Source organism: Carnobacteriaceae bacterium zg-84 (genome assembly GCA_013874835.1).
In the GTDB taxonomy this organism is placed as follows: Bacteria; Bacillota; Bacilli; order Lactobacillales; family Aerococcaceae; genus WM01.
On sequence record CP059430.1, the window covers coordinates 796,636 to 818,855 of the forward strand.

The following is a 22,220-nucleotide window of genomic DNA, read 5'->3' on the forward strand; positions in this document are numbered from 1 at the left end:
AGAAAGACATGAATGAAGTAAAAAGACGAGGACTTATCGTTAAAGTTTATTCATTGCGTAATTTAACCGGATTAAAACGTTTCGGTCATATTTATTATACATCAAAACGTATGCACTACGTTGCCATGTACGTCAACGACGAGCAAATAGAAAGCGTCATGGAAAAAATAAATAAATTACATTTTGTGCGATCTGTTGAAATGTCCTACTTACCAGATATTGATATGACATTTGAACATGCACTTGAAAAAAGTTTAGAGAAAACAGAAGAATTAGCTTAATTCTTCTGTTTTCTAGATTAGGAGAAAAATATGCGCATTATTTCTGGTGAATATGGTGGTAGACATCTCAAAGCATTAGCAGGCGATATTACAAGACCAACAACAGATAAAGTAAAAGAGTCTATATTCAATATTATCGGTCCTTATTTTGACGGTGGTATCTGTCTTGATTTATATGGTGGAAGTGGTGGTTTATCTATTGAAGCCGTATCTCGTGGTATGGATTTTGCGATATTATTTGAAAAAGATAGAAAAGCACAAGCCATTATTCAAGAAAATATCGCCATTACAAAAGAACCTGAAAAATTTCACTTAATAAAAGGAGATTGTAAAAAACTAGGGTATAAATTCAATAAACCTGTGCATCTTATTTTTTTAGATCCTCCTTATAAACAACAAACGATTGAACAAGATTTATTAAAGCTAATCGACCAAGGCATTGTAACAGAAGATACGCTTGCTGTTTGTGAAACGGACAAATCTATTTATTTACCAACTACTATTGGTTGTTTATCACAGTGGAAACGGCAAGAATATGGTACCATTGCTGTAACATTTTATCATGTTATCACGAATGACAAAGAGTAAGGAGTAGTGTATGGAAAAAATAGCAATATTTTCAGGAAGTTTTGATCCAATTACCAATGGTCACTTAGATATTTTAAAAAGAGGACTTTCGTTATTTGATAAGATTATTGTTGTCGTATCAACAAATGAACAAAAAACATACACCTTTTCTTCAAAAGAACGTATCACACTCGTGAAACAAGTTTGTCAATCATTAGACAATGTATATGTTATTGGACATACAAAAGGATTACTTATTGATGTCGCTAAGCATTATCAAGCAATAGCTATTTTAAGAGGTGTACGCCAAACAGCAGATTTATTATATGAACAAACCATGTCTTGTTATAATCAAGATATCGAAACCGTCATTCTATTAACGAAACCAGAGTATTCTCACATTAGTTCAAGTGGCGTTAAAACATTTTATAAATTAGGTGGCGACATAAAAGCTATGGTGCCACCAGTTGTACATCATGCTTTACGTGAACGATTGCTTATAGAAACATTGGAGATGACAGAGTGAATATAAAAATTATTGCCGTGGGTAAACTTAAAGAAAAATATTTAAAACAAGCTATCGACGAATACAGCAAACGATTAGGAGCCTATTGTAAATTTGACATTATAGAAGTACCCGATGAAAAAACACCAGATAACATGAGTGAAAAAGAAAAAGAACTTGTAAAACAAAAAGAGGGCGACCGTATCCTATCTAAAATTAGTGAACAAGATATTGTCATCACTTTAGCCATAGAAGGACAATTAGTCACATCTGAAACGATTGCTGAAAAAATAGAACAGTATGCTCTTCATGGGAAAAGTCGGTTATCTTTTATTATAGGTGGCTCTCTTGGGTTAAGTGATGACGTCAAAAAAAGAGCTAATGAGCTTTTTTCATTTGGAAGAATTACAATGCCTCATCAACTCATACGTGTTGTATTAAGTGAACAAATTTATAGAGCATATCGAATTATCAATAATCAAGCGTATCATAAATAGGAGGTATCCATGTCTTTTATTATTACAACTTCCGTTGAAACAACGAATACATTAAATCAAAAAGCTAAACATATTGCACACATATTTGATGTAACATATTTTCCTAGACAAAAAATGACCTTGAAATCGTTATGTCAACAATTTTCTCATGTACTCGTTGTTTATAAAGATAAACTCATGTATACCACATCAACATCACAGTTCTTTTTTCACCCAAATACAGCCATAATTCGCATTAAACAACAAAAAGAGCCTCTACTTGAGCTAATTGGAAGTGCTCCTAAACGTGTTTTAGATACGACAATGGGACTAGCTAGTGACAGTATTGTATTAAGCTATTTTGGCTACGATGTCGTTGCTTTGGAAGATAATCCACTCATCCATTTTATCATTGAGGATGGCTTAAAAACGTACGATACACATCATACATCTATTAACCAAGCAATGAAACGTATTAACACACATTGTATACACAGCTTAGATTACCTCATGCAGTGTAACGATAAGGCATTTGATATTGTATATGCCGATCCTATGTTTCGTTATGCGATTGATGAATCAAAAAATTTAGAAGGTTTAAGTTCTTTAGCGAATAAAGAAACCATAACAACTGAATGGATAGAACAAGCAAAACGTGTTGCTAAAGAAAAAGTGATTATAAAAGCGCATTACAAAGATACACTTTTTGAAACATTTGGTTTTACTCGACTTGTACGAAAGCATGCTCAATTTCATTATGGGTATATAGATGTTGGGTATTTGGAATAGAAAACAATTTTTATGACCATGGATATACTTAGCGAAATCATAAAACTTCTCTAATATTTGAAGAAAAGATATATAAAAAACAAAGAACTATATTATCAACTCCAATTAATTAGAGTAATGAGAGAGTAGGAGATGTTTGTTTAGAACACGAGAAATACTCTGCACTATAAAAGGAGATGAAAGAATTATTAAGATTATTTTCAATAGAGTAAAAAATGAAAGAGATATCAAATCAATTGGTATTTGTTCTCCATCTTATCCAGGAACGTTTCATTATCCAAAACGATATAAGAGAGGCATAGAATTTTTAAAAAATAAAGGTTTTACTGTAGTAGAAGGAAATTTAACCGAAAAAGAAGGCTATAGAGGTGAAATTTCTGGAGGAGCAAGAGACAGAGCTGAAGAATTTAATCAACTCATTCCTCATGTGGATGTCATCATGACTTCTATAGGAGGATATAATTCTAACTCTATATTGAAGTATGTAGACTATGAGTTATTTGAACAGAAAGCACCTATTTTTATTGGATATTCCGATACAACAGCACTTGCTTTAGCTCTATATAAAAAGACTGGATGTATAACTTACCTATCTCAGAGTGTCATCTCTAATTTTGGAGAGTTTGAACCATTTAATGAATTGAATTATTCTTATTTTAAATCAATGATTTTTAGTAAGCAAAGAACAGTAGAATTACAAATGTCAGATATTTGGACAGATGACTGGATAAATTGGGAAAACTATGAAAGAGCCAAAAAAGTAAATAAAAATGAGTGGATTATTTTCAATGAAGGTGAATATAGTGGTACATTGATTGGGGGGAATCTAGATACCATTATAGGAATAATAGGAACGGAGTATATGCCAGAAATAACAGAAGATACCATACTTTTGTTAGAAGATGTGTATACAGATTTAGGTAGGGTATATAGAAATTTCACAACGCTAGCATTACATGGTGTTTTTGATAAAATAGGCGGACTTATTGTCTCAAAATTTGAAACAATAGGAGAAGATAGTGATGTTATTAATGATATTATTAATGAATTTGTAGGGCATAGAAATATTCCTATTTTATTGAATTTTGATTGTGGTCATACCCATCCTAGTTGTTTAATACCTATTGGTAGTAACATTACGTTGAAGTTAAACTAAATGACGTAGCATATGAACAATAGAGAAAATAAGTTAAAGGGTTTTTATGATATTTTTGAAGAAAAAATGATAATTAAGTAAATTGATTTATATCGATAAAGAATTATATATCTGAACGATTATGAATCTATAGTATTTGACACCTCCTTGAATTTAGATTATGATAAAGTTGTAACACAAAGGGGTGCCTTTAATGGCTGAGATGATACCCTTCGAACCTGTTCGTTAGTACGATTGTAGGGATTGTGAAAAACAAGGTATATTTATGAATATTTACCTCGTTTCTTTGTGCTGCTATGCATAAAGAAACGAGGTTTTTTATGATTGAAAGGAGTGAAACCTGTATTGAAAAAATTATCTGCATGGAGTAGTGTGTGCGTTATCGTTACTGTCATCATCATTTGGGAAATTGCTAGTCGATTGCAGTGGGTACCCGAATTTATGTTGCCAAGTTTTACAAAAGTCACACAAGCATTTCTATCAGATTTTTCATTATTACAACAACATTTTCAAACAACATTATATGAAGCACTTATTGGATTGTTTATCAGTACATGTTTAGGTGTCCTATTAGCTTTCTTAATGGACTATTCAACATGGATACAGCATAGTTTATATCCAATATTAGTATTATCACAAACAATTCCTACAATTTCTCTAGCACCTTTACTCGTTTTATGGTTTGGGTATGGTTTAATGCCAAAAATTATTTTAATCACCCTCGTTTGTTTCTTTCCAATGACAATGAATGTCTTTACAGGACTAAAGTCGATTGATACCGATTATTTAACATTATTAACAACAATGCAAGCAACACACTGGCAAAAAATGAAATATGTCAAAATTCCATTTGTGTTACCTGCCTTTTTTACAGGATTGAAAATAGCAACGTCTTATGCGGTTGTAGGAGCTGTTATATCCGAATGGCTAGGTGGCGATAGCGGGTTAGGTGTATATATGACTCGAGTGAGAAAGTCATTTGCTTTTGATAAAATGTTTGCAGTTATTTTGTTAACAAGTATTTTCAGCTTGTTATTAGTTGGCATCGTGACACTCATTGAAAAGAAGGTGTTACACTATCAAAGAAAGAGTGGGGAATAGTATAATGAAAAGAATGACAAAATTACTATGTGCATGTATGGTGTTTATATTGTGTGCATGCCAACAACAAAAAGTAGAAGAAACAAAAAAAGAAGAAGCATTAGAAAAAGTAACCATTGTATTGGACTGGACACCAAATACAAATCATACAGGTATTTATGTAGCAAAAGAAAAAGGTTATTTTAAAGACGCAGGTTTAGATGTTGATATTGTTCAACCTGGAGAAGACGGAGCAGAGATTACTGTCGCAAGTAATAAAGCAGCATTCGGTATTGGTTTCCAAGATTCTCTTATTGGAAGTTTAGTAGAGGGACTTCCAATTAAAGCTATTGCAGCTATTGTTTCTCATAATACATCAGGGATACTATCCTTGAAAGAAACGGGTATTGATAGTCCAAAAAAATTAGAAGGTAAACGCTATGCCACATGGGGATTGCCACTTGAACAAGCTATGATGAAACATATTGTTGAAAAAGATGGTGGAGATTCAAGTAAAGTCAACATGATTCCTACAACAGTGACAGATATTGTGTCTGCATTAAAAACAAATATAGACGCTGTTTGGGTATTTGAAGGTTGGGACAGTATTGCTGCAAAACAACACGGTGTTGATACAAATTATCTTGCTTTTAATCAATTAAATCCAGTCTTTGATTATTATACACCTGTACTGATTAGTAATGATGAAACAATCAAAAATAAAGCCGACATGGTAAAACGTTTTGTACAAGCTCTATCCAAAGGATATACATATAGTGCAGAGCATCCAGATGATGCAGCTACTATTTTATTAAAAGCAGCACCAGAATTAGACGAAAAATTAGTAAAAGAAAGTCAAAAATTTCTTTCTACGAAATATATTGATAATGGACATAAATGGGGCTATATCGACTCAAAAAGATGGAACGCTTTCTATCAGTGGGTAAATGAGCAAAAATTACTTGAAAAAACATTAGAAAATAATACAGGATTTACAAATGCATTTATTGAAAATTAACCATATTTCAAAACATTATGGTCAACAAGAAGTTTTAAAAGATATTGATTTTAAAGTAAACGAATATGATATTACATGTTTGTTAGGGAAAAGTGGTAGTGGAAAAACAACTCTTTTTAATCTGATTGCCAATATAGAAACAGCAGATTCTGGTTTTATAGATTATCATCAAAAAGCCAAAAGAATTGCTTACATGCAGCAAAAAGATTTGTTATTGCCTTATCAAAAAATCATTGATAATGTGATGATGCCTATGTTAATTAAAGGCGTTAAAAAAGAAATTGCCAAAGAGAGAGGAATAAATTTATTACGGCAAGTAGGATTGGAAGGTGTCATCAATAAGTATCCAGGTCAGCTATCAGGAGGCATGCGTCAAAGAGTGGCGTTTGTTAGAACATTGATGACAGAATCCAAACTTGCCCTATTAGACGAACCATTCAGTGCGTTAGATGCTATGACACGCTTACAATTACAGCAATGGTATATGGATATGGCACGTGAGTATGGTTTGACGACTTTACTCATCACACACGATATTGACGAGGCTCTTTTATTAGCAAATAATATTTTTGTATTGAAAGACGGTGTTATTGTATTTCAAAAAATATTGCCAAAAGATAAAACGTCATACATTAAGAGCACTGACTTTTTAAATGATAAATATGAATTATTGCATGTGATTGGGTGAATAAACGAGGTAAGTCTAGTATTTAGAACTTACCTCATTTTATTTAATTGAATCATGAACACACAATGATAAACACATATAAAAATCTAAAATCACTTGACTTATATATAAAAATATGATATACAACAATTAGAACATCATTAAAAAATGGTGTTTTCGGTTATATAGGAGGTTTCTTTATGAAAAGGGAGGAAACAAAATGAGAGCAAAACAAATATTAGTATCGATAATTTTATTCTTCGGTTTAATGTATACTGTAAGCGGTTCAGTTGATGCGGCTAGAGGAAATGTACTTCTGTATCACGGGGAAGAAGACAAACAGGCAATGGCAAAAATGACATCCACTCAAACAGAAGCAAGAATGGAAATAAGATTATATGTCACATACGATGATAATAGCAATGTTGAAAGAACAGGTGTGAGAAATAATACAACAGAATTAAAAGTACTTTCTGGATTTGCATGGTGGAAAGGTGGAACAAGTACCGCTTCATATTATGTAGATTTTGTGCATGTAGGGGATACTCTAGCACCATACCGTTTTTAATATTAAATAATCATTAAAAATAATTTATAAAAGAAACCTTTTATATAATCTGTATTTTTATTAAAGAAAGGGGTAGTAAAATATGTATCAATTAGAAAATGTTAACGTTTCTTTTGGCAAAACAACAATTTTAAAAAATGTATCTTTGGCGATACAGAAACATCAACTTGTCACACTAGTTGGAAAAAGTGGTTCTGGAAAAAGCACACTTTTAAAAGTATTAGCCGGTTATTTAGAAACCTCAAATGGTGCCATTTGGTTAAATCAAAAAAATATATGTGTGATGAAACCAGAACAAAGACTTCTCTATTGTACAGATATTTTGTCATTTGTATGGCAAGATTTTAAGTTAATTAAAGAAATGACTGTAAAACATAATATTCTGTTACCTTTATTTATTCATAAAAAAACATTAGACAAAGTTTATTTCAAAAAAATAGTATCTATGCTTGGTATAGAACATTTATTAAACAAAATGCCTCAAGAGATTTCTGGAGGAGAACAGCAACGTTGTGCGTTGGCTAGAGCACTCATCACAAAACCACGTGTCATGATAGCTGATGAACCTACAGGAGCTTTAGATAGTGCCACATCCCAAAAATTAGTAGAACTTATACAATTATGTCTCCAAGAATTTGTCGAGACTGTTATTATTGCAACACATGATACAGAATTAGCTAATATAGGTGATATGAAACTAATGATTCAAGATGGGCAGGTGTTGTCTATATGAGAAAAAATCTATTTATTTTAAGTGCTATTTTACATCGTCGAAATAAAGTGTTATGGACAATTATCACAGCGTTAGCTATTTCTATTGCAACGCTTTTTTGTGTATGCGTTTTATCAAATAGTTATTTAAAGACAATTCAAAAAGAAAAAGAAGCTATTTATGGTGGATTTTCACATATTATTTATAAAGATAATACTATAAAAAAAGACATTCCTTTTGGTATCATGACAGTTGGGCATATTCAAAATGAAAAAGAAGAAAAAAATCTTATTGCTATTGGTAGCATGAATGAAAAAGCAAATGCAGTTAGTCTACGAAAAGAAAATGTGATACATTTAAAACCACATCATACCGTATTAACAGAAAGCTTAGCTAATTTGTATCACGTAAAAGAAAATGATACCTTTCAATTAGCCAATCAAACTTGGACAGTCGAAGATGTCATCAAAGATTATGGTCAATTTTGGATAAGAGGAAAAGAAGAGGAAAGTAGACAGTATACACCACCTCAAATGATTATTTCATCAGAAGACTTGAATGCATTGATTACCTCAAAAATATTCTTGTCTGTTTATTCTATTGTATTAAATCATCCTACGTTTTTTCCAACTAATAATTTAGCTTTTTTTAATATTGAAGGAGCACAATATCGAAATGATGCTATTGATGTATTCAGAGAACGTCACTATGGTTTTTCAGAAAACTTTAATATTATTTTACTGACTGTTGTTATTTTTGTAACTATCGTTTTATTGTACACGTATAAAAAAAGTATCACAGAACGCTATCGCATTTATGCGTTACTTGGACAAACAAAATTAAACCATTTGTATCAGTTAGAAATTAGCTTATTAGTAGGATGTGTAGGAATAATAAGTATTGTATTAAGTTTACTATCATCATGTTTATTAGCAAGTTTAAGTTATCAAAAGCTAACTTTTCCAGATACTACAATTTTTTTCTCTGAAGGCATACGTTATATAATTGCTTATTTTTTATCTTTTATTTTATTTTTGATAATGAATCCATACATTGACAAAGCACATAAAAAAGGAAAGGCATTTAAAACAAAAATTCCTTTATCAAAAAAAGTATCTATTTATATTGGTACCGTATTCGTATTTACAAGTGCTATTATGCTATTGTTAACTAATTTTTTCTTATATTATTATGAAACAGACACCGCCAATCATCAAACCATTGTAGGAAGAATGGCACAACAATTTGATTATGAAGTACAACCTGTACCAACAATTCGAGATACATCAATCAAACAAGCTTTTTATGACGGAAAATGGCACGATAATAAAGGTAAAGAAGGTGTTTATTTAAGTGATTTACATCAACAAAACCTATTATATGATGTGCAAAAATCATTGACAAGCAAGTCAATTCAAACAAAGAATAATAAATTTTATATTGAACCTAATCAAACTTATTTATTTGCAAATCAAGAATTACTTCAACAACCGTATATTCAAGAAAAGCATCGCCGTTATGTAAATGAACAAAAAATTTTATCTCGTCTTTTTGAGACAGAATATTTATTAAATATTCAATTAACGGCTTATCCAGAAGAAGATTTAAAATGGTTGGCTCAAGAAACTGGTCAAAATGATACTCTTCATGATGTGCTCTCAGGAGAGAAAGCATGGATTATTGCTATTCCATATACTGTTCAATCATTAAGTGATGATGTTTCAGTAAGTAAGCAATTTAAATTATCCTCTATGCAAGACCCAAATAATATTCATGATACCGTGTTATCGACTGGCAAACCACAAACGATAGGTATTTTAGAAAGTTGTAAGACTTCAGCCTATGGATATTTTACAGAAGAAGATATTCAAAAATTATTTACGGTAAAAAAAATAGATGTATCTATTGCAGGTATTATTTATCAAAATATAGGATGGTTTGATGCTTATGAAAAAGGTGGAGCTTATCGTTTCGTTGTATCAAATAATTTTTTCGAAAAACATCATTTAAAAAATACACCAACACGGTATCGTTTTTCTTTAATCAATGCAGAAAATTCTTTAGAACATGAAAAAGTGAAACAAGTCATCTCATCATATGGAAATATTGATTTATTGGATAAAACAAGTACTCAAAAAATATTAACACAATATGACCGTATGCAAAATGGTTTTAAAGTACTCTTGCTCAGTGTGTTTATCATTCTATCAGTTGCCATGATGTATAGTTTTATACAAGCTTATCTATTAGACAGTCACGATTTATTTTCTATTTATTTATTGTTAGGATACTCGACAAATAAATTATACAAAAAAGCAATAATTCCACTTATACTAAGTATTTTAAGTGCTTTTTTATTCACAACGATTAGTGTTAGTGTTTTCTTTTTTGATACAGAATTTTATTTGAATCTCACATCAAAATTACCCGTATATGTCGTTTATTTAGGTATATTTTATGGAACATATCTATGCCTTTTTATTACTGTATTTTATGTTCTTATTAAAAAATATGGAAAACAAGTATATCAAGACAGTATAGATAGAACATAAAAGAAAATCATGAATGATATATCTTTTCACTTGTCATAACAATACTTTAAATTCAGTGTCAATCATCTTAAAAATAGTAATTTATCTGTGAATTATTTTATAAAAAAATCCTCCAATTGTAAAGTAAAGTGCAAAAAAACAGATAATTACTTTCTCTTTTGCGGGGTTAATAACCAAACAATAAAAACAAAGGTTTTCTAGTCAAGGCGAAAAACAAAGTGTGCCTTGACGGGAAACCTGTTTTTATTAAACTATTAATCTACCCGCAATAAAAATAACTCTGCAGGTGTACGATAACCTAATTTACGCCGTATTTTCTGATTTAAGCAGGATTCTATTTTACGAATAGTTGACTTTTTAACGGTATTGATAGATTTACCCTTAGGTAAAAACTCCCGTATCTGTCCGTTATGATTTTCGTTAGTACCACGCTCATAAGATGAATAAGGGTGTGCATAGTAAATGCTTAAATATGTCGATTCTAATTCAGATAACGAGGCGAATTCTGACCCATTATCAGATGTAATACTCTTGAAGGTTGATTTCCTATATTGTTTAAAAATATTCTTTAATGTCCGTAAGACACATTGTGCTGTTTTATCATTCATTTTACGTATAATTGTATAACGTGTTTGTCGTTCTACTAACGTTAATAATAGTGCTTCATTTTTTGTCTTCTTAAATAAGACTAAATCAATTTCCCAATGTCCAAATTCTGTACGATTATTCGCTACGTCTGGTCGATTTTCGATAGATGTACCCATATTTTTCTTGTATGTTTTGGTGTTCTCTTTTTTCGGTCGTTTTCTAATGCTTACCATTTTGGGTAAATCAATTGGTTTGATAGGGATAATACCTTGATGAACAAACGTATAAACCGTTTTCGTACAAGGGACTTTTTCATTAGGATGATTTTGCCGATACCAATGTACAAAGGTATCAATACTATGGGTTCTATATTTTTCAGTAACTACCTGTTGTAAGTCTTTGAAAAATTGTTGACTAAATTTTTCAGTTAAATCATGATGATATTTATTTTGTTGCTTAGCTTTATAGATGTAATGGCTTGTTTCAGCGTAATATTTTAATTCGTCACGTTGGATACCATTTCGATTAACAATTTGATTAACGCTTCCTCGTTTAATTTCTCTATAAATTGTGGATACATTTCTTCCGAGTCGTTCAGCGATATATCGTATTGGCTTTTTTTCGTTTAATAACGTTTCAATTTTTGTACGTTCAACCAATGATAGCTGTTTATATTGTTTTTTTGTGTTATAATTTGTTTTAGACATGATAATGACCTTTCTAATTTTGTGGTGAATCTTAGTAAGTTAATTATCTGTCTTTTTTTGTTTTTATAACACTATTTTGCTTTTGCACTTTATTTTACAACTCGGCTTATAAAAAAATCAAACACGTACACTGCATAATGATTGACAAAAAAATAAATTTTATATATGATAGCGTTATTGATAATCTTATCTAGAGTAGGTGGAGGGTAAAGGCCCGATGAAACCCGGCAACCCCGTTTTAAATCGGAAGGTGCTAATCTTAGCAAAGTCAGAACTTTGAGCGATAAGTGTGATGGCTTCGTTTAGTATGTTAGCACTATTCTGTGAAATACATGAATGGTGCTTTTTTATGGATAAAGCAAAACGAACGTTCAAAATAGAATAGTAGTTGGTGTATTCCATTTTCTATAAGGTATCAATGAAATATATGTCACAAGGAGAAATGTATGACAAATCATTATAAATTATTTACATCTGAATCTGTAACGGAAGGGCATCCCGACAAAATTGCAGACCAAATTTCTGATGCAATTTTAGATGCGATTTTAGCACAAGATGCCAATGCACGTGTTGCTTGTGAAACAAGTGTCACAACAGGTTTAGTACTCGTAGCAGGAGAAATTTCTACAAATGCTTATGTTGACGTTCAAAAAATTGTGCGCCAAACAGTTAACACTATTGGATATAACAAAGGAGAATACGGTTTTGATGGAAATGCCATTGCTGTATTAACAGCTATTGACGAACAGTCATCAGACATTGCCCAAGGTGTTAACCAAGCTCTAGAAGCACGTGAAGGGCAAATGAGCGATGAAGAAATTGAAGCGATTGGTGCAGGGGATCAAGGGTTAATGTTTGGTTATGCCAATAATGAAACACCGGATTACTTACCAATGCCAATTTATCTATCACATAAACTCGCAAAACAATTAACAGATGTTAGAAAAAATGGCACATTATCTTATTTGCGTCCAGACGGTAAAACTCAAGTAACCGTTGCATACGATGAAAATGGAAAACCAGCTTATGTTGATACAGTTGTTGTGTCAACACAACATAGCCCAGAAGTTACCCAAGAACAAATTCATGAAGATATTAAAAAACATGTTATTGATATGATTATTCCAAAAGAATGGTTAACAGACAATACAAAGTATTTCATTAACCCAACAGGACGTTTTGTTATTGGAGGACCTGTCGGAGATGCTGGATTAACAGGCCGTAAAATCATCGTAGACACATACGGAGGTTATGCTCGTCATGGTGGTGGAGCATTCTCTGGAAAAGATGCAACAAAAGTAGACCGTTCTGCTGCGTATGCTGCTCGTTATGTTGCAAAAAATATTGTAGCTGCAGGATTGGCAGATAAAGCAGAAATCCAGTTAGCTTATGCTATTGGTGTCGCTAAACCTGTTTCTATTTCAGTAGATACTTTTGGAACTGGAAAAGTATCTGAAGAAGTTTTAGTAAAAGCAATCGAAAAAAACTTTGATTTACGTCCAGCCGGTATTATTAAAATGTTAGATTTACGCCGTCCTATTTACAAACAAACAGCTGCTTACGGACATTTTGGACGCTCTGACTTAGACTTGCCATGGGAAAAATTAGATAGAGTGGAACAATTAAAAAATGATGTTTTAAAAGAAGTTTTAAAATAGATTTAACACAATAGGTAAACCGACATCATAAAAACGTCGGTTTACCTATTGTGTTAATTAAATAATTTTTGTGCCACGAAGGTTATTTTTAGGTACTATATCAAATGGTGTTGTTAAGAAATATTTATTGAACCTTTTAGTAATTATTTGAAATATTATTTTATAATATACTTAGATAAATTCTTTATAGGAGAAGTAGTATCATTATAAAACACTAAATATTTTCTTTCGGCACATAACTTTATATAATTTATATTATGTAAACTAGAAACTATAAAAAATAAATAATAAGGCGGTCCTCGTGTCTTTTGACACAAAATGATATAAAGCATTATAGAATTAATCGTCTAGATGTTTATATTCTATGACACTAATTATTATATATAAAATAAGCATCACTATTGAAATAATCGAATAAGTATCAAAAGAAATAATAATTTTCCAATATTTTATTAAAAGTATGATAAAGAATCCAATATCAATGAATAACCAGAAAACTTTAAACAAATCTATTTTCATATTATAAACCTGTATCTACTATATTCGTAGTCCCTTCTGCTGCATTCTTCTACATAAGAAATCTCACTTGACACAGCTGTGTACCTGTTTCTTTTTAATTTATTTTTTCTTTTGTAAACATATTATACAACTTTACTCCAATGATGTAAACACTACCAAATGTTGTAAAAAAGATGTTTTTGTTTATTTATACAGTTTTTTGAATACATAAAGAAGTATTTATTTTTAAACACTTGTTTTCAAAAATGGCTTTCATACAAAATACTGTATAAATATTTTTTTGGTTTTTTTAATAAATTCATTTACAAACTAAAGGGCTATAACAGTGCCATGAATTTGTTTTGCAACTGCTTCAGCAGACAAAAAATTGTTATATATTTTTACTTTATATCTCCGTGAATGAAACACATGCGTATACCATTCTTTATAGCCAAAAGAGTATTCTGTATGATAATGGTCAACACGAATAGCGGTTTTTTTAAATAATCTTTTCATGCTGAAAACAGACACGCTTCTTTGTATTGAATATCTTTTTGATTGATAATACGTAGCGTGTTCTTAATACATGCAGACAAGTCATCGACTTGTTCATCTGTCATTTATTTGAATATTTTATAGTTTTTTATAGCCACTTACCTTGTTTAACAGTTATTCAATATATTAGGGCTGTATAATTTTTAGGGTTGATGGCATAAGCCAGCAACCCTAATTTTATGTAGACAAAAAGGCAATTTTCTCTTAAATTAAAAGTACGACCAAATAATAAGGAGAAATTGCCTATGTCTAATATAACAGAAATCTTACTACAATTAAAGGATAAAAACATCACATTTGATCATGAAAACATATCAGAGTGTGACATTCGACATAAAAAATCATTGGTCTTATACGGTAAATTAACCTATACACCAGATTGTTGCCCAAATTGTCACGCAACCAATGGCATTGTAAAAAATGGGACACGTCAATCACAACTGTCTTTATGCCAAATTTCAGGACTAAACGCCTATTTATCACTCACTAAACAACGTTTTTATTGTAAATCCTGTCAATCATCATTTACAGCTGAAACACCTATTGTGGATAAGCATTGTTTTATCACAAACCGTTTAAAACAAAAGATAATGGACACTTTAACAGAAACCATTTCAGAAACCTACATCGCTAAACAACACAATGTATCTGTACATACGGTCAGACGTATTGTTGATAAAGTCGCCTCTACTTTAAAAGTAAATCACAACACACAATTACCTCATCATCTATGCTTTGATGAATTTAAGTCAGTAAAATCTTCTGATAGTGCCATGAGTTTTATCTATTGTGATGCACTGACTCATCAACTGATTGACGTTGTACACGACCGTAAATCCAGCACGCTATTAGACTACTTTGCTAGATACGATACCCAGACAAGAAAAGCTGTTAAAACAATTACGATTGATATGTTTCGCCCCTATATTCAGATATCCAAGCAAGTATTTCCTAACGCACATATCATTATCGACCCTTTTCATATTGTACAAGCATTAAATCGTGAGTTAACAAAACACAGAGTGCATGTAATGAAAGCTTTACATCAGAACAATCGCCGTTTATACAACAAAATGAAACGTTATTGGAAGTTGTTTTTAAGTAACACAGATACACTAAGTAGTTATCCTTATCACCGTTTTCCACTGTTTGATTGGATGACGCATACACAAGGGATAGTCGATTATTTATTGGAACAAGTCCCCGAACTACGGGCCACATACGATGTTGTTCATCAATTAAGAGATGCTTTACATAATAGAGATTTTGACCGATTTGAAGAAATACTCATATGGGCTAAACAGGAAGCTATTTCTCCTGGTTTACGTAGAGTATTAAGAACGTTCAAAGGGTATTTACCCTATATTAAAAACACCTTTATCTACCATCATTTGACTAACGGTGCACTTGAAGGAATCAATCATAAAATTAAGGTACTTAAGAGAAATGCCTATGGTTATCGTAACTTTTCACATTTTAGAAATCGTATTTTATTAATCTGTAAGTTATATGTACCATATACCGTACCATCTACTTCACTAGTTGCTTAATAGTTTAAGTCAAAAGTGATGTACGAATAGCTCCTTCCCCGCACAACGTAGGGGAAGAGAAAAATGTATCGTGTACATTTCGGTGAGCCGTACATCACTTTGTGACTTAAAATAAAAAGATAGTGACGTAACATTTGTGACATCACTACTTTTTATGAGTCATCAACCCTATTTGACATAGAGCCTATATTAGTTATATAAATACTTATTTTTGATGTATAATAAATCCCCTACTGGCATACTTTCCAATAAGGGATTGATATTATTCTTTTATTAACGTAACAAAAATTTCAGAATGTTCGTTTGCTTCTGCTTCAATAGTATGTTCGCCATTAAAGGTTAGTACTGTACCCGGAGTCAACAAATGTTCTTCTTGTCCGTCTAGTAAAACCGTAACCGATCCTTTCACAATAACAAAAACAATTTGATGTCCGATATGGTTATGTCTATCAATTTTTTCTGATTTTGCCAATACTTTTTTGACTGTTTTGAATGTATCAAATGAAAAGCATACACCCGCTTGATTGGCTATGTTTCCTATTGTCATCATTTTTCCTTCTTTCTACTACAAATTGCAATGTACATTAAGTCTTTTTTTGTCTTATTAAAAAATTTAAACATATTTAAAAACATTGGTCGATTTTCCGATTTAAGCAATCCATTTTTAAGAATGTTCATCGTGTTTAAAAATCCCTCGTCTTTTATCATTCCCGTAGGCGTCATCAAAGACATTTGACCGTGTATTTCTTGGCTTTCAAAGCCTATTTCTTGAAACAGATGTAGCCAATCATCACGGTGCATTGGATGAACATTGACATGTATCGTTTCACGTAAAGTATCAATAGTTTTCTCTAATGTATCACTAAAGAATGTAATATCATGTGTCAGTAGAATACCATTTGGTTTCAAAACACGGTAATACTCTTTAATGGCTTTTACTTTAGCATTTTTAGACAGCATGGTCAGCATTGCTTCATTGATGACAATATCGAATGAATTGTCATCAAATGGTAAATGCATTGCGTTACCTTGTTGAACAGTAATATACTCTTCTAGTTGATTTGTTTTAATATTTTGTTTTGCTTGTTCAAGTGCATTTTTGTCTAAATCAATACCAGTAATATGACATTGGTATGTTTTGACAAGTTCAATAGATGTTGTACACATATTGCAACCAACTTCTAGCACTTTTTTCTCTTTAGAAAAATTCCCATTTTTAATCAACCAATCTGTTGCTTCTTTTCCTCCTGGACGCAATCTTTTTTTACCTAATTTAGCTAAAAATTGATGTCCTGCTTGTTTTGTCATGATATAAAACTTTCCTTTAAAAAATTTTTATAGATAATTCCACTCACTTAAGTCATTCACAATATGTGTTGGTACTTTTGGTAAATGAGGAATATCTGATTTTTGTGTAACACCAGTTAACGTCAATAATGTATCTATTCCATTATCAATACCGGCTAAAATATCCGTTTGATAATTATCACCAACCATTATAACATCCTCTTTACGAACGCCTAATCTATTGATTGCATGGTTCATAATAATAGACGATGGTTTGCCAATAATAATAGGTTCAACTCTTGTTGCTGCAACAAGTAACTCTTTAATAGCACCAGCTCCGGGAACAAATCCTTTTTCTGTTGGATATTGTTTGTCAATATTTGTCACAATATATTTTGCACCCTGTTGAATCGCTAAACTCGCCATTTTTAAATCATTGTATGTCACTTGTGTATCCAGCGCTTGCAATACAAAATTTGGATGTTCTTTTTCTTCAATAAATCCAGCATTTAAAAATTGTTCCTTTAAAATTTGTTCACCAATAACAAATCCTTTATTTCCTAATTTTTCAGCGAGCAAATAATCTAAAGCTGCTAAACCACTGGTATAGATTTGTGAGATATTCACTTCTATATCCAATGAATTTTGTAAAAATGTCTGCACCATTTCAGGAGATTTTGTTGCATTATTGGTCACAAATAGAAACGGTATCTGTTTTTGTTGCAAGGTTTTAATAAAAGATTCTGCTTCATGTAATCTTTTTTTCCCTACATAAATAGTACCATCTAAATCAATTAAATAACCTTTGTATCTCATGCTTTTTTATCTCCTTTACGAATGACAAAAGCATGTTTTTTTGTCTTTTCTTTTTGTGGTTGTTTTTGTTGATGTGTATGCTTTTTATGATTAGATGTATTTTGTTTTTTACGTTTTTGTTGATTAGACTTGTGTGGAGCATTTTCTTTAGGCATAACAGGATTACCATTTAAAGAAAGTACAAAATAGGCACACCCAAAAGCACAATATTCACGTAAATAATCTTCCAGTGTATAAATTTTACTATCCTCTTCTACATTCTTCATATCATTTTTGTAGAATCCTTTTAAACGAAGTTGATTATGTCCCCAATCCCCTACAATATAATGATATTTTTGTAATAATTTAGTGTATCTATCTTCTAGAGCATCTATTTGAAAGCCATTTTTAAAATCGACTTCTAGTGTATATTCATGTTCATTGATAAAAACAAGATTTTCTTTAACAAAAACTTTCGCTTCAGGGATATCTTGTATTTTTATTTCTTCATTTTCCAATATGTCACCTACTTACTAAGTTATATCTCGTTTATTATCTTAACACAGACAAACAAAAAAAGCACGATAGTCGTGCTTTTTATTCACATTGAATGCCAAAGATATAATATATTTCTTGTTCTTCTGCGATAAAATCTTTTCTTAGTAAATTATCAATATTTTCCAATGTGGTATTAGAACTGTCTTTATACACAAATAAAGGAATAAATTCATTTAATTGAATAGATTTGTTAAGTTTTGATTCATATATTTTTCCTGCCATACCATACATCAATTCAGGTAATTTTAATGGTTTAAGAAATCTATGACTTCCTAGTATTAATTGCAATGTATGATTGTTATATCGTAAAATCAATTCAAAAGGATTTATTTCTTTTTCTTTTTCATCTTGCATCAAAAAGTCACTTTCTTCAATAATCATTTCTCCTGTGTGTGTGATTTTTTTAAGAATATACGTCACTTTTTGTGCTTGATTTGGCGGAGTAATTTTTACTCTTATGGGAATATCTTCTAAAAAATTGATAATAATGCTTCTTCATTTTTTGAAAAAGGATTTGCCTGTATTTTTCCTACAGATTGTGTACAACCACATAAACATAGTATTATACATAACAAAAAATATCTTTGTTTCATATACCATTTCCTCCTTTTATTTAACCAATGAATTTCTAATCATATTCATTCCTAATATAATAGTATGTAACATCTTCTGAGATAAAGAAGAAAGCACGGTTATTTACCGACAAAGATGTTTAACAATGTTTCTTCTTAATTAGGCCATAATATAACATGAAGAGATACTTTTTCTAGTTGACAGCTAAATAAACAAAAATGACATATGACAGAAACTATATAACGACCAAATGCTATACTATTCCTCTTTTTATTCATTATAACAAAAAACGCTTACAAATTCTATAAAAGAACAGCCCGAAGGTTGTTCTTTTAACTATATTGTCTTTTTTCATTATCTTTATATGCTGCATCAATAATGCCGCCGCCTAAACATTCTTCGCCGTCATAAAATACAACAGCTTGTCCAGGAGTAATGGCTCTAACTGGTTCATCAAAAATAATTTTTGCTTCTTTTTGTGAGTCTGATAAATGAACGGTCACACCAACATCAGCTTGTCTATATCTAAATTTAGCTGTACAGTGGAACACAGACGGTTTTTCTTCATCTGTTGTGAATTGTAATTCACTCGCTGTTAAATAATCCGTATATAAATACTCATGATGATAACCTTGTCCGACATATAAAATATTTTCTTTTAAATCTTTTCCGACGACAAACCAAGGTTCATGAACAGAATAACCTTTCACACCACCAATGCCTAATCCTTGTCTTTGTCCAATCGTATAATACATTAATCCGGCATGTTCACCAATGATATTGCCGTCTAATGTTTTCATAGGACCTGGCTGTGCTGGTAAATAGTGAGAAAGAAATTCTTTGAAATTACGTTCACCAATAAAGCATACCCCAGTGGAATCTTTTTTTGTTGCTGTAGCTAAACCAGCTTCTTGTGCGATGCGTCTTACCTCTGATTTTGGTAAATGCCCAATAGGAAACATCGCTTTTTGTAATTGTTCTTGGGATAATTGACTTAAAAAGTAAGTTTGATCTTTATTATTATCAACGCCTCTTAATAAGTGCTTTACACCATATTCATCTGTCGATAGACGTGCATAATGCCCCATTGCGACATAATCTGCACCTAAATCCATAGCATAGTCTAAAAAGGCTTTAAACTTTATTTCTTTATTGCACATCACATCAGGATTAGGTGTTCTATCTTTTTTATACTCATCTAAAAAGTACGTAAACACTTTATCCCAATATTCTTTTTCAAAATTCACCGAATAATACGGGATACCAATTTGCTGAGCAACTTTTTCAACATCTTTATAATCTTCCGTTGCTGTACAGACACCATTTTCGTCTGTATCATCCCAGTTTTTCATAAAAATACCTATCACATCGTATCCTTGTTCTTTCAAAAGAAGTGCTGTCACAGAAGAGTCTACTCCTCCACTCATGCCAACAACAACTCGAGTATTTGCATTTGTTTTTGTCATAAAATCACCATCATTTCGTTTGATTAAGCGATTGAAGGTCGCTTGACTGCATCTAGTATACAGATAATTAAAACCGATGTAAAACCAAAAAGCTTAGATAGACATATTTCGACGGATTTTTGAATTGTGCTTCTCTAAATACTCATAAAAAAGCACGACACGTAATTTAAGATTCCGTGCATTCTCTACTAGAGAAATCGTTTGTCGATTTGTTTTCTTAACACTTAATTGAAAAATAGTAACGGTACTATTCTTTACTTTTCGTATATATGTTGTATAGTTTATACTTGCAATCTCTTCTAAGGGGATAAAAATAAAACTCTTCTGATTCACAATGAGGGTATCTTTATATACATAAAGATGTAATTTTTTATCTTTGTATGAAGCATTTGAAGCAATAATACCATATCCAAATGTCACTTCTGGAAAGTATTCTTCAAAAATTGTATACATTTTTAAATTTTGTTTAATACGTTTCGTGCATGTTATCCATAGAAAAATACTAATTATTATCCCACCAAAACCTATCAAGTGTTTGACAACTTGTGAGTCGTTAAATCTCTTTAAGGATACATATTCCGAACCAATTATTGCATCTTTTGGCACAGCTCTTAAAAAATCGGTATATAAGTCAACAGTCACATTTGTAAATAAACGTTTTGAGCGACGTCCTACTTTTTCAACTGTTGGAACAAAAGTTGTCATGACATAGGCAGGTTGCTCTTTTAAACTTTGTTTTCGATGAAATAAATCACGCACGATAGTGTTGTTTTTTTCTGCTGCAAGCATAACATAGCCGTACTCATGTTTAATGAGGTATAATGTTGTTTCGTTTATTTCAATAGATGTTTTATCTATATCAAATACTTTTATTGCTACAGGATTGGCATATAGTAAAGTATATTGTTTATAAACTTGCCCTTTATCATAAGCGTCTTTTGCCAGTTGTTCATTAGATTGAAAAATATCCGATACGGCTGAACAAGAGAAAATGATAGCAAAAAAACTAATGAGTAATTTTATTTTTGTACCTTTTAATCGCTGTTTTCTCATTATGTTCTTCTCCTTGTCAATAACCGATATAAATATTTAAGAGCAAAAAATAAGAAAATAAGAGAAATAATCCACGCCCATGGTGCTACTTTTTTATACTGATAAACCGATACATAGCGTGATAATGTCATATTATCACTTGATAAATACTTAGGAAGATTATTTTCTATTTCTGTGTACCCAGACGTATATTTTGGCATAACTCTAACACATAAAGTAGGTTGTAATGTTGCTAATGCGTCTTTTTGGCTATAAATCATGTTCACATCTTTATCGTCTTTTTCTGCTTCTAATAAAATCGTACCATACTCATGTGTTACTATGTAAAAAAGAGTGCTATTTTTTGTCTTAATGACAGTATCTAATTTTTCAATAGCATGCACTCGTAAACGATAATCTCCAAGTGGCTGATCATCAGTGTACACAGAACCATAAAATGACGTTTGCCATTGATATGGTATGACTTGTTTGAATGTAAATAATATCGATAGTATGATACAACCTAATGATAGTAATAAATAAACACGTTTTTTCATAATATTAAAGATAAAGAGGTTGACC

General features: G+C 31.3%; 24 protein-coding genes and 2 riboswitches. Of the genes, 14 read left to right on the forward strand and 10 right to left on the reverse strand.

Features of this window, described 5'->3' with window-relative positions; translation table 11 throughout:
- Positions 1-8: 8 nt before the first annotated feature.
- The 12 genes from H1220_03775 to H1220_03830 all read left to right on the forward strand — a co-directional run bounded on the left by H1220_03775 (position 9) and on the right by H1220_03830 (position 10,371).
- Positions 9-281: a YlbG family protein gene (locus tag H1220_03775; GenBank protein ID QMI86475.1), complete on the forward strand. Its 273-nt coding sequence runs from the start codon at positions 9-11 to the stop codon at positions 279-281.
- Between the two features lie 30 nt (positions 282-311).
- Entirely contained in the window at positions 312-869 is a 558-nt protein-coding gene (gene rsmD, locus H1220_03780) for a 16S rRNA (guanine(966)-N(2))-methyltransferase RsmD (GenBank protein QMI86476.1), read from the forward strand.
- A gap of 10 nt (positions 870-879) precedes the next feature.
- Positions 880-1,374, forward strand: coding sequence for a pantetheine-phosphate adenylyltransferase (gene coaD / locus H1220_03785; GenBank protein QMI86477.1), 495 nt, complete (start codon positions 880-882; stop codon positions 1,372-1,374).
- Positions 1,371-1,850 (forward strand): 23S rRNA (pseudouridine(1915)-N(3))-methyltransferase RlmH, encoded by a 480-nt coding sequence (gene rlmH, locus H1220_03790; protein ID QMI86478.1) that lies wholly within the window; start codon positions 1,371-1,373, stop codon positions 1,848-1,850. Before coaD ends, rlmH begins: the two co-directional genes overlap by 4 nt.
- A 9-nt stretch (positions 1,851-1,859) precedes the next feature.
- Positions 1,860-2,618, forward strand: a complete 759-nt coding sequence (locus H1220_03795; protein ID QMI86479.1) for a class I SAM-dependent methyltransferase — start codon at positions 1,860-1,862, stop codon at positions 2,616-2,618.
- A gap of 136 nt (positions 2,619-2,754) precedes the next feature.
- Complete coding sequence (locus H1220_03800) at positions 2,755-3,774, forward strand: LD-carboxypeptidase (protein QMI86480.1); 1,020 nt, start codon at positions 2,755-2,757, stop codon at positions 3,772-3,774.
- 170 nt (positions 3,775-3,944) lie between these two features.
- Positions 3,945-4,034: riboswitch (TPP riboswitch) on the forward strand.
- Positions 4,035-4,215: 181 nt separating this feature from the next.
- Positions 4,216-4,875: an ABC transporter permease gene (locus H1220_03805; GenBank protein QMI86645.1), complete on the forward strand. Its 660-nt coding sequence runs from the start codon at positions 4,216-4,218 to the stop codon at positions 4,873-4,875.
- 4 nt (positions 4,876-4,879) lie between these two features.
- Positions 4,880-5,872 (forward strand): ABC transporter substrate-binding protein, encoded by a 993-nt coding sequence (locus tag H1220_03810; GenBank protein ID QMI86481.1) that lies wholly within the window; start codon positions 4,880-4,882, stop codon positions 5,870-5,872.
- Positions 5,853-6,560 (forward strand): ABC transporter ATP-binding protein, encoded by a 708-nt coding sequence (locus H1220_03815; protein ID QMI86482.1) that lies wholly within the window; start codon positions 5,853-5,855, stop codon positions 6,558-6,560. Before H1220_03810 ends, H1220_03815 begins: the two co-directional genes overlap by 20 nt.
- Before the next feature lie 199 nt (positions 6,561-6,759).
- On the forward strand, positions 6,760-7,107 hold the full coding sequence (locus tag H1220_03820; GenBank protein ID QMI86483.1) for a hypothetical protein: 348 nt from the start codon (positions 6,760-6,762) through the stop codon (positions 7,105-7,107).
- 82 nt (positions 7,108-7,189) lie between these two features.
- Positions 7,190-7,840, forward strand: a complete 651-nt coding sequence (locus tag H1220_03825) for an ATP-binding cassette domain-containing protein (GenBank protein ID QMI86484.1) — start codon at positions 7,190-7,192, stop codon at positions 7,838-7,840.
- On the forward strand, positions 7,837-10,371 hold the full coding sequence (locus H1220_03830; protein ID QMI86485.1) for a hypothetical protein: 2,535 nt from the start codon (positions 7,837-7,839) through the stop codon (positions 10,369-10,371). The genes H1220_03825 and H1220_03830 overlap by 4 nt, the downstream gene beginning before the upstream one ends.
- 254 nt (positions 10,372-10,625) lie before the next feature.
- Here the strand turns inward: H1220_03830 and H1220_03835 are convergent, their stop codons facing one another.
- Entirely contained in the window at positions 10,626-11,666 is a 1,041-nt protein-coding gene (locus H1220_03835; GenBank protein ID QMI86486.1) for an IS30 family transposase, read from the reverse strand.
- Positions 11,667-11,849: 183 nt separating this feature from the next.
- Positions 11,850-11,956: riboswitch (SAM riboswitch) on the forward strand.
- Positions 11,957-12,112: 156 nt separating this feature from the next.
- Here H1220_03835 and H1220_03840 point away from each other — a divergent pair.
- Positions 12,113-13,324: a methionine adenosyltransferase gene (locus H1220_03840; GenBank protein QMI86487.1), complete on the forward strand. Its 1,212-nt coding sequence runs from the start codon at positions 12,113-12,115 to the stop codon at positions 13,322-13,324.
- A gap of 828 nt (positions 13,325-14,152) precedes the next feature.
- On the opposite strand, the gene H1220_03845 is transcribed toward H1220_03840, so the two are convergent.
- Positions 14,153-14,338: a hypothetical protein gene (locus H1220_03845; protein ID QMI86488.1), complete on the reverse strand. Its 186-nt coding sequence runs from the start codon at positions 14,336-14,338 to the stop codon at positions 14,153-14,155.
- A 284-nt stretch (positions 14,339-14,622) separates the two neighbouring features.
- On the opposite strand from H1220_03845, the gene H1220_03850 reads away from it, so the two are divergent.
- A complete protein-coding gene (locus H1220_03850; protein QMI86489.1) occupies positions 14,623-15,927 on the forward strand; it encodes an ISL3 family transposase in 1,305 nt (434 codons plus the stop codon).
- A 262-nt stretch (positions 15,928-16,189) separates the two neighbouring features.
- Here H1220_03850 and H1220_03855 read toward each other — a convergent pair whose 3' ends face one another.
- The 8 genes from H1220_03855 to H1220_03890 all read right to left on the reverse strand — a co-directional run bounded on the left by H1220_03855 (position 16,190) and on the right by H1220_03890 (position 22,195).
- The gene (locus H1220_03855) at positions 16,190-16,468 is read right to left on the reverse strand and encodes a DUF1637 domain-containing protein (GenBank protein QMI86646.1); all 279 of its coding nucleotides are present in this window, start codon (positions 16,466-16,468) and stop codon (positions 16,190-16,192) included.
- Positions 16,469-16,473: 5 nt separating this feature from the next.
- Complete coding sequence (locus tag H1220_03860) at positions 16,474-17,238, reverse strand: class I SAM-dependent methyltransferase (GenBank protein QMI86647.1); 765 nt, start codon at positions 17,236-17,238, stop codon at positions 16,474-16,476.
- A 24-nt stretch (positions 17,239-17,262) separates the two neighbouring features.
- Positions 17,263-18,030 (reverse strand): TIGR01457 family HAD-type hydrolase, encoded by a 768-nt coding sequence (locus tag H1220_03865; GenBank protein QMI86490.1) that lies wholly within the window; start codon positions 18,028-18,030, stop codon positions 17,263-17,265.
- Positions 18,027-18,527 (reverse strand): YutD family protein, encoded by a 501-nt coding sequence (locus tag H1220_03870; protein ID QMI86491.1) that lies wholly within the window; start codon positions 18,525-18,527, stop codon positions 18,027-18,029. Before H1220_03870 ends, H1220_03865 begins: the two co-directional genes overlap by 4 nt.
- A gap of 79 nt (positions 18,528-18,606) precedes the next feature.
- Positions 18,607-18,948, reverse strand: coding sequence for a hypothetical protein (locus H1220_03875; GenBank protein ID QMI86492.1), 342 nt, complete (start codon positions 18,946-18,948; stop codon positions 18,607-18,609).
- 524 nt (positions 18,949-19,472) lie between these two features.
- Entirely contained in the window at positions 19,473-20,606 is a 1,134-nt protein-coding gene (gene mnmA / locus H1220_03880; GenBank protein QMI86493.1) for a tRNA 2-thiouridine(34) synthase MnmA, read from the reverse strand.
- A gap of 93 nt (positions 20,607-20,699) precedes the next feature.
- On the reverse strand, positions 20,700-21,659 hold the full coding sequence (locus H1220_03885) for a hypothetical protein (protein QMI86494.1): 960 nt from the start codon (positions 21,657-21,659) through the stop codon (positions 20,700-20,702).
- Positions 21,659-22,195, reverse strand: a complete 537-nt coding sequence (locus H1220_03890) for a hypothetical protein (GenBank protein ID QMI86495.1) — start codon at positions 22,193-22,195, stop codon at positions 21,659-21,661. The genes H1220_03885 and H1220_03890 overlap by 1 nt, the downstream gene beginning before the upstream one ends.
- Positions 22,196-22,220: the final 25 nt, after the last annotated feature.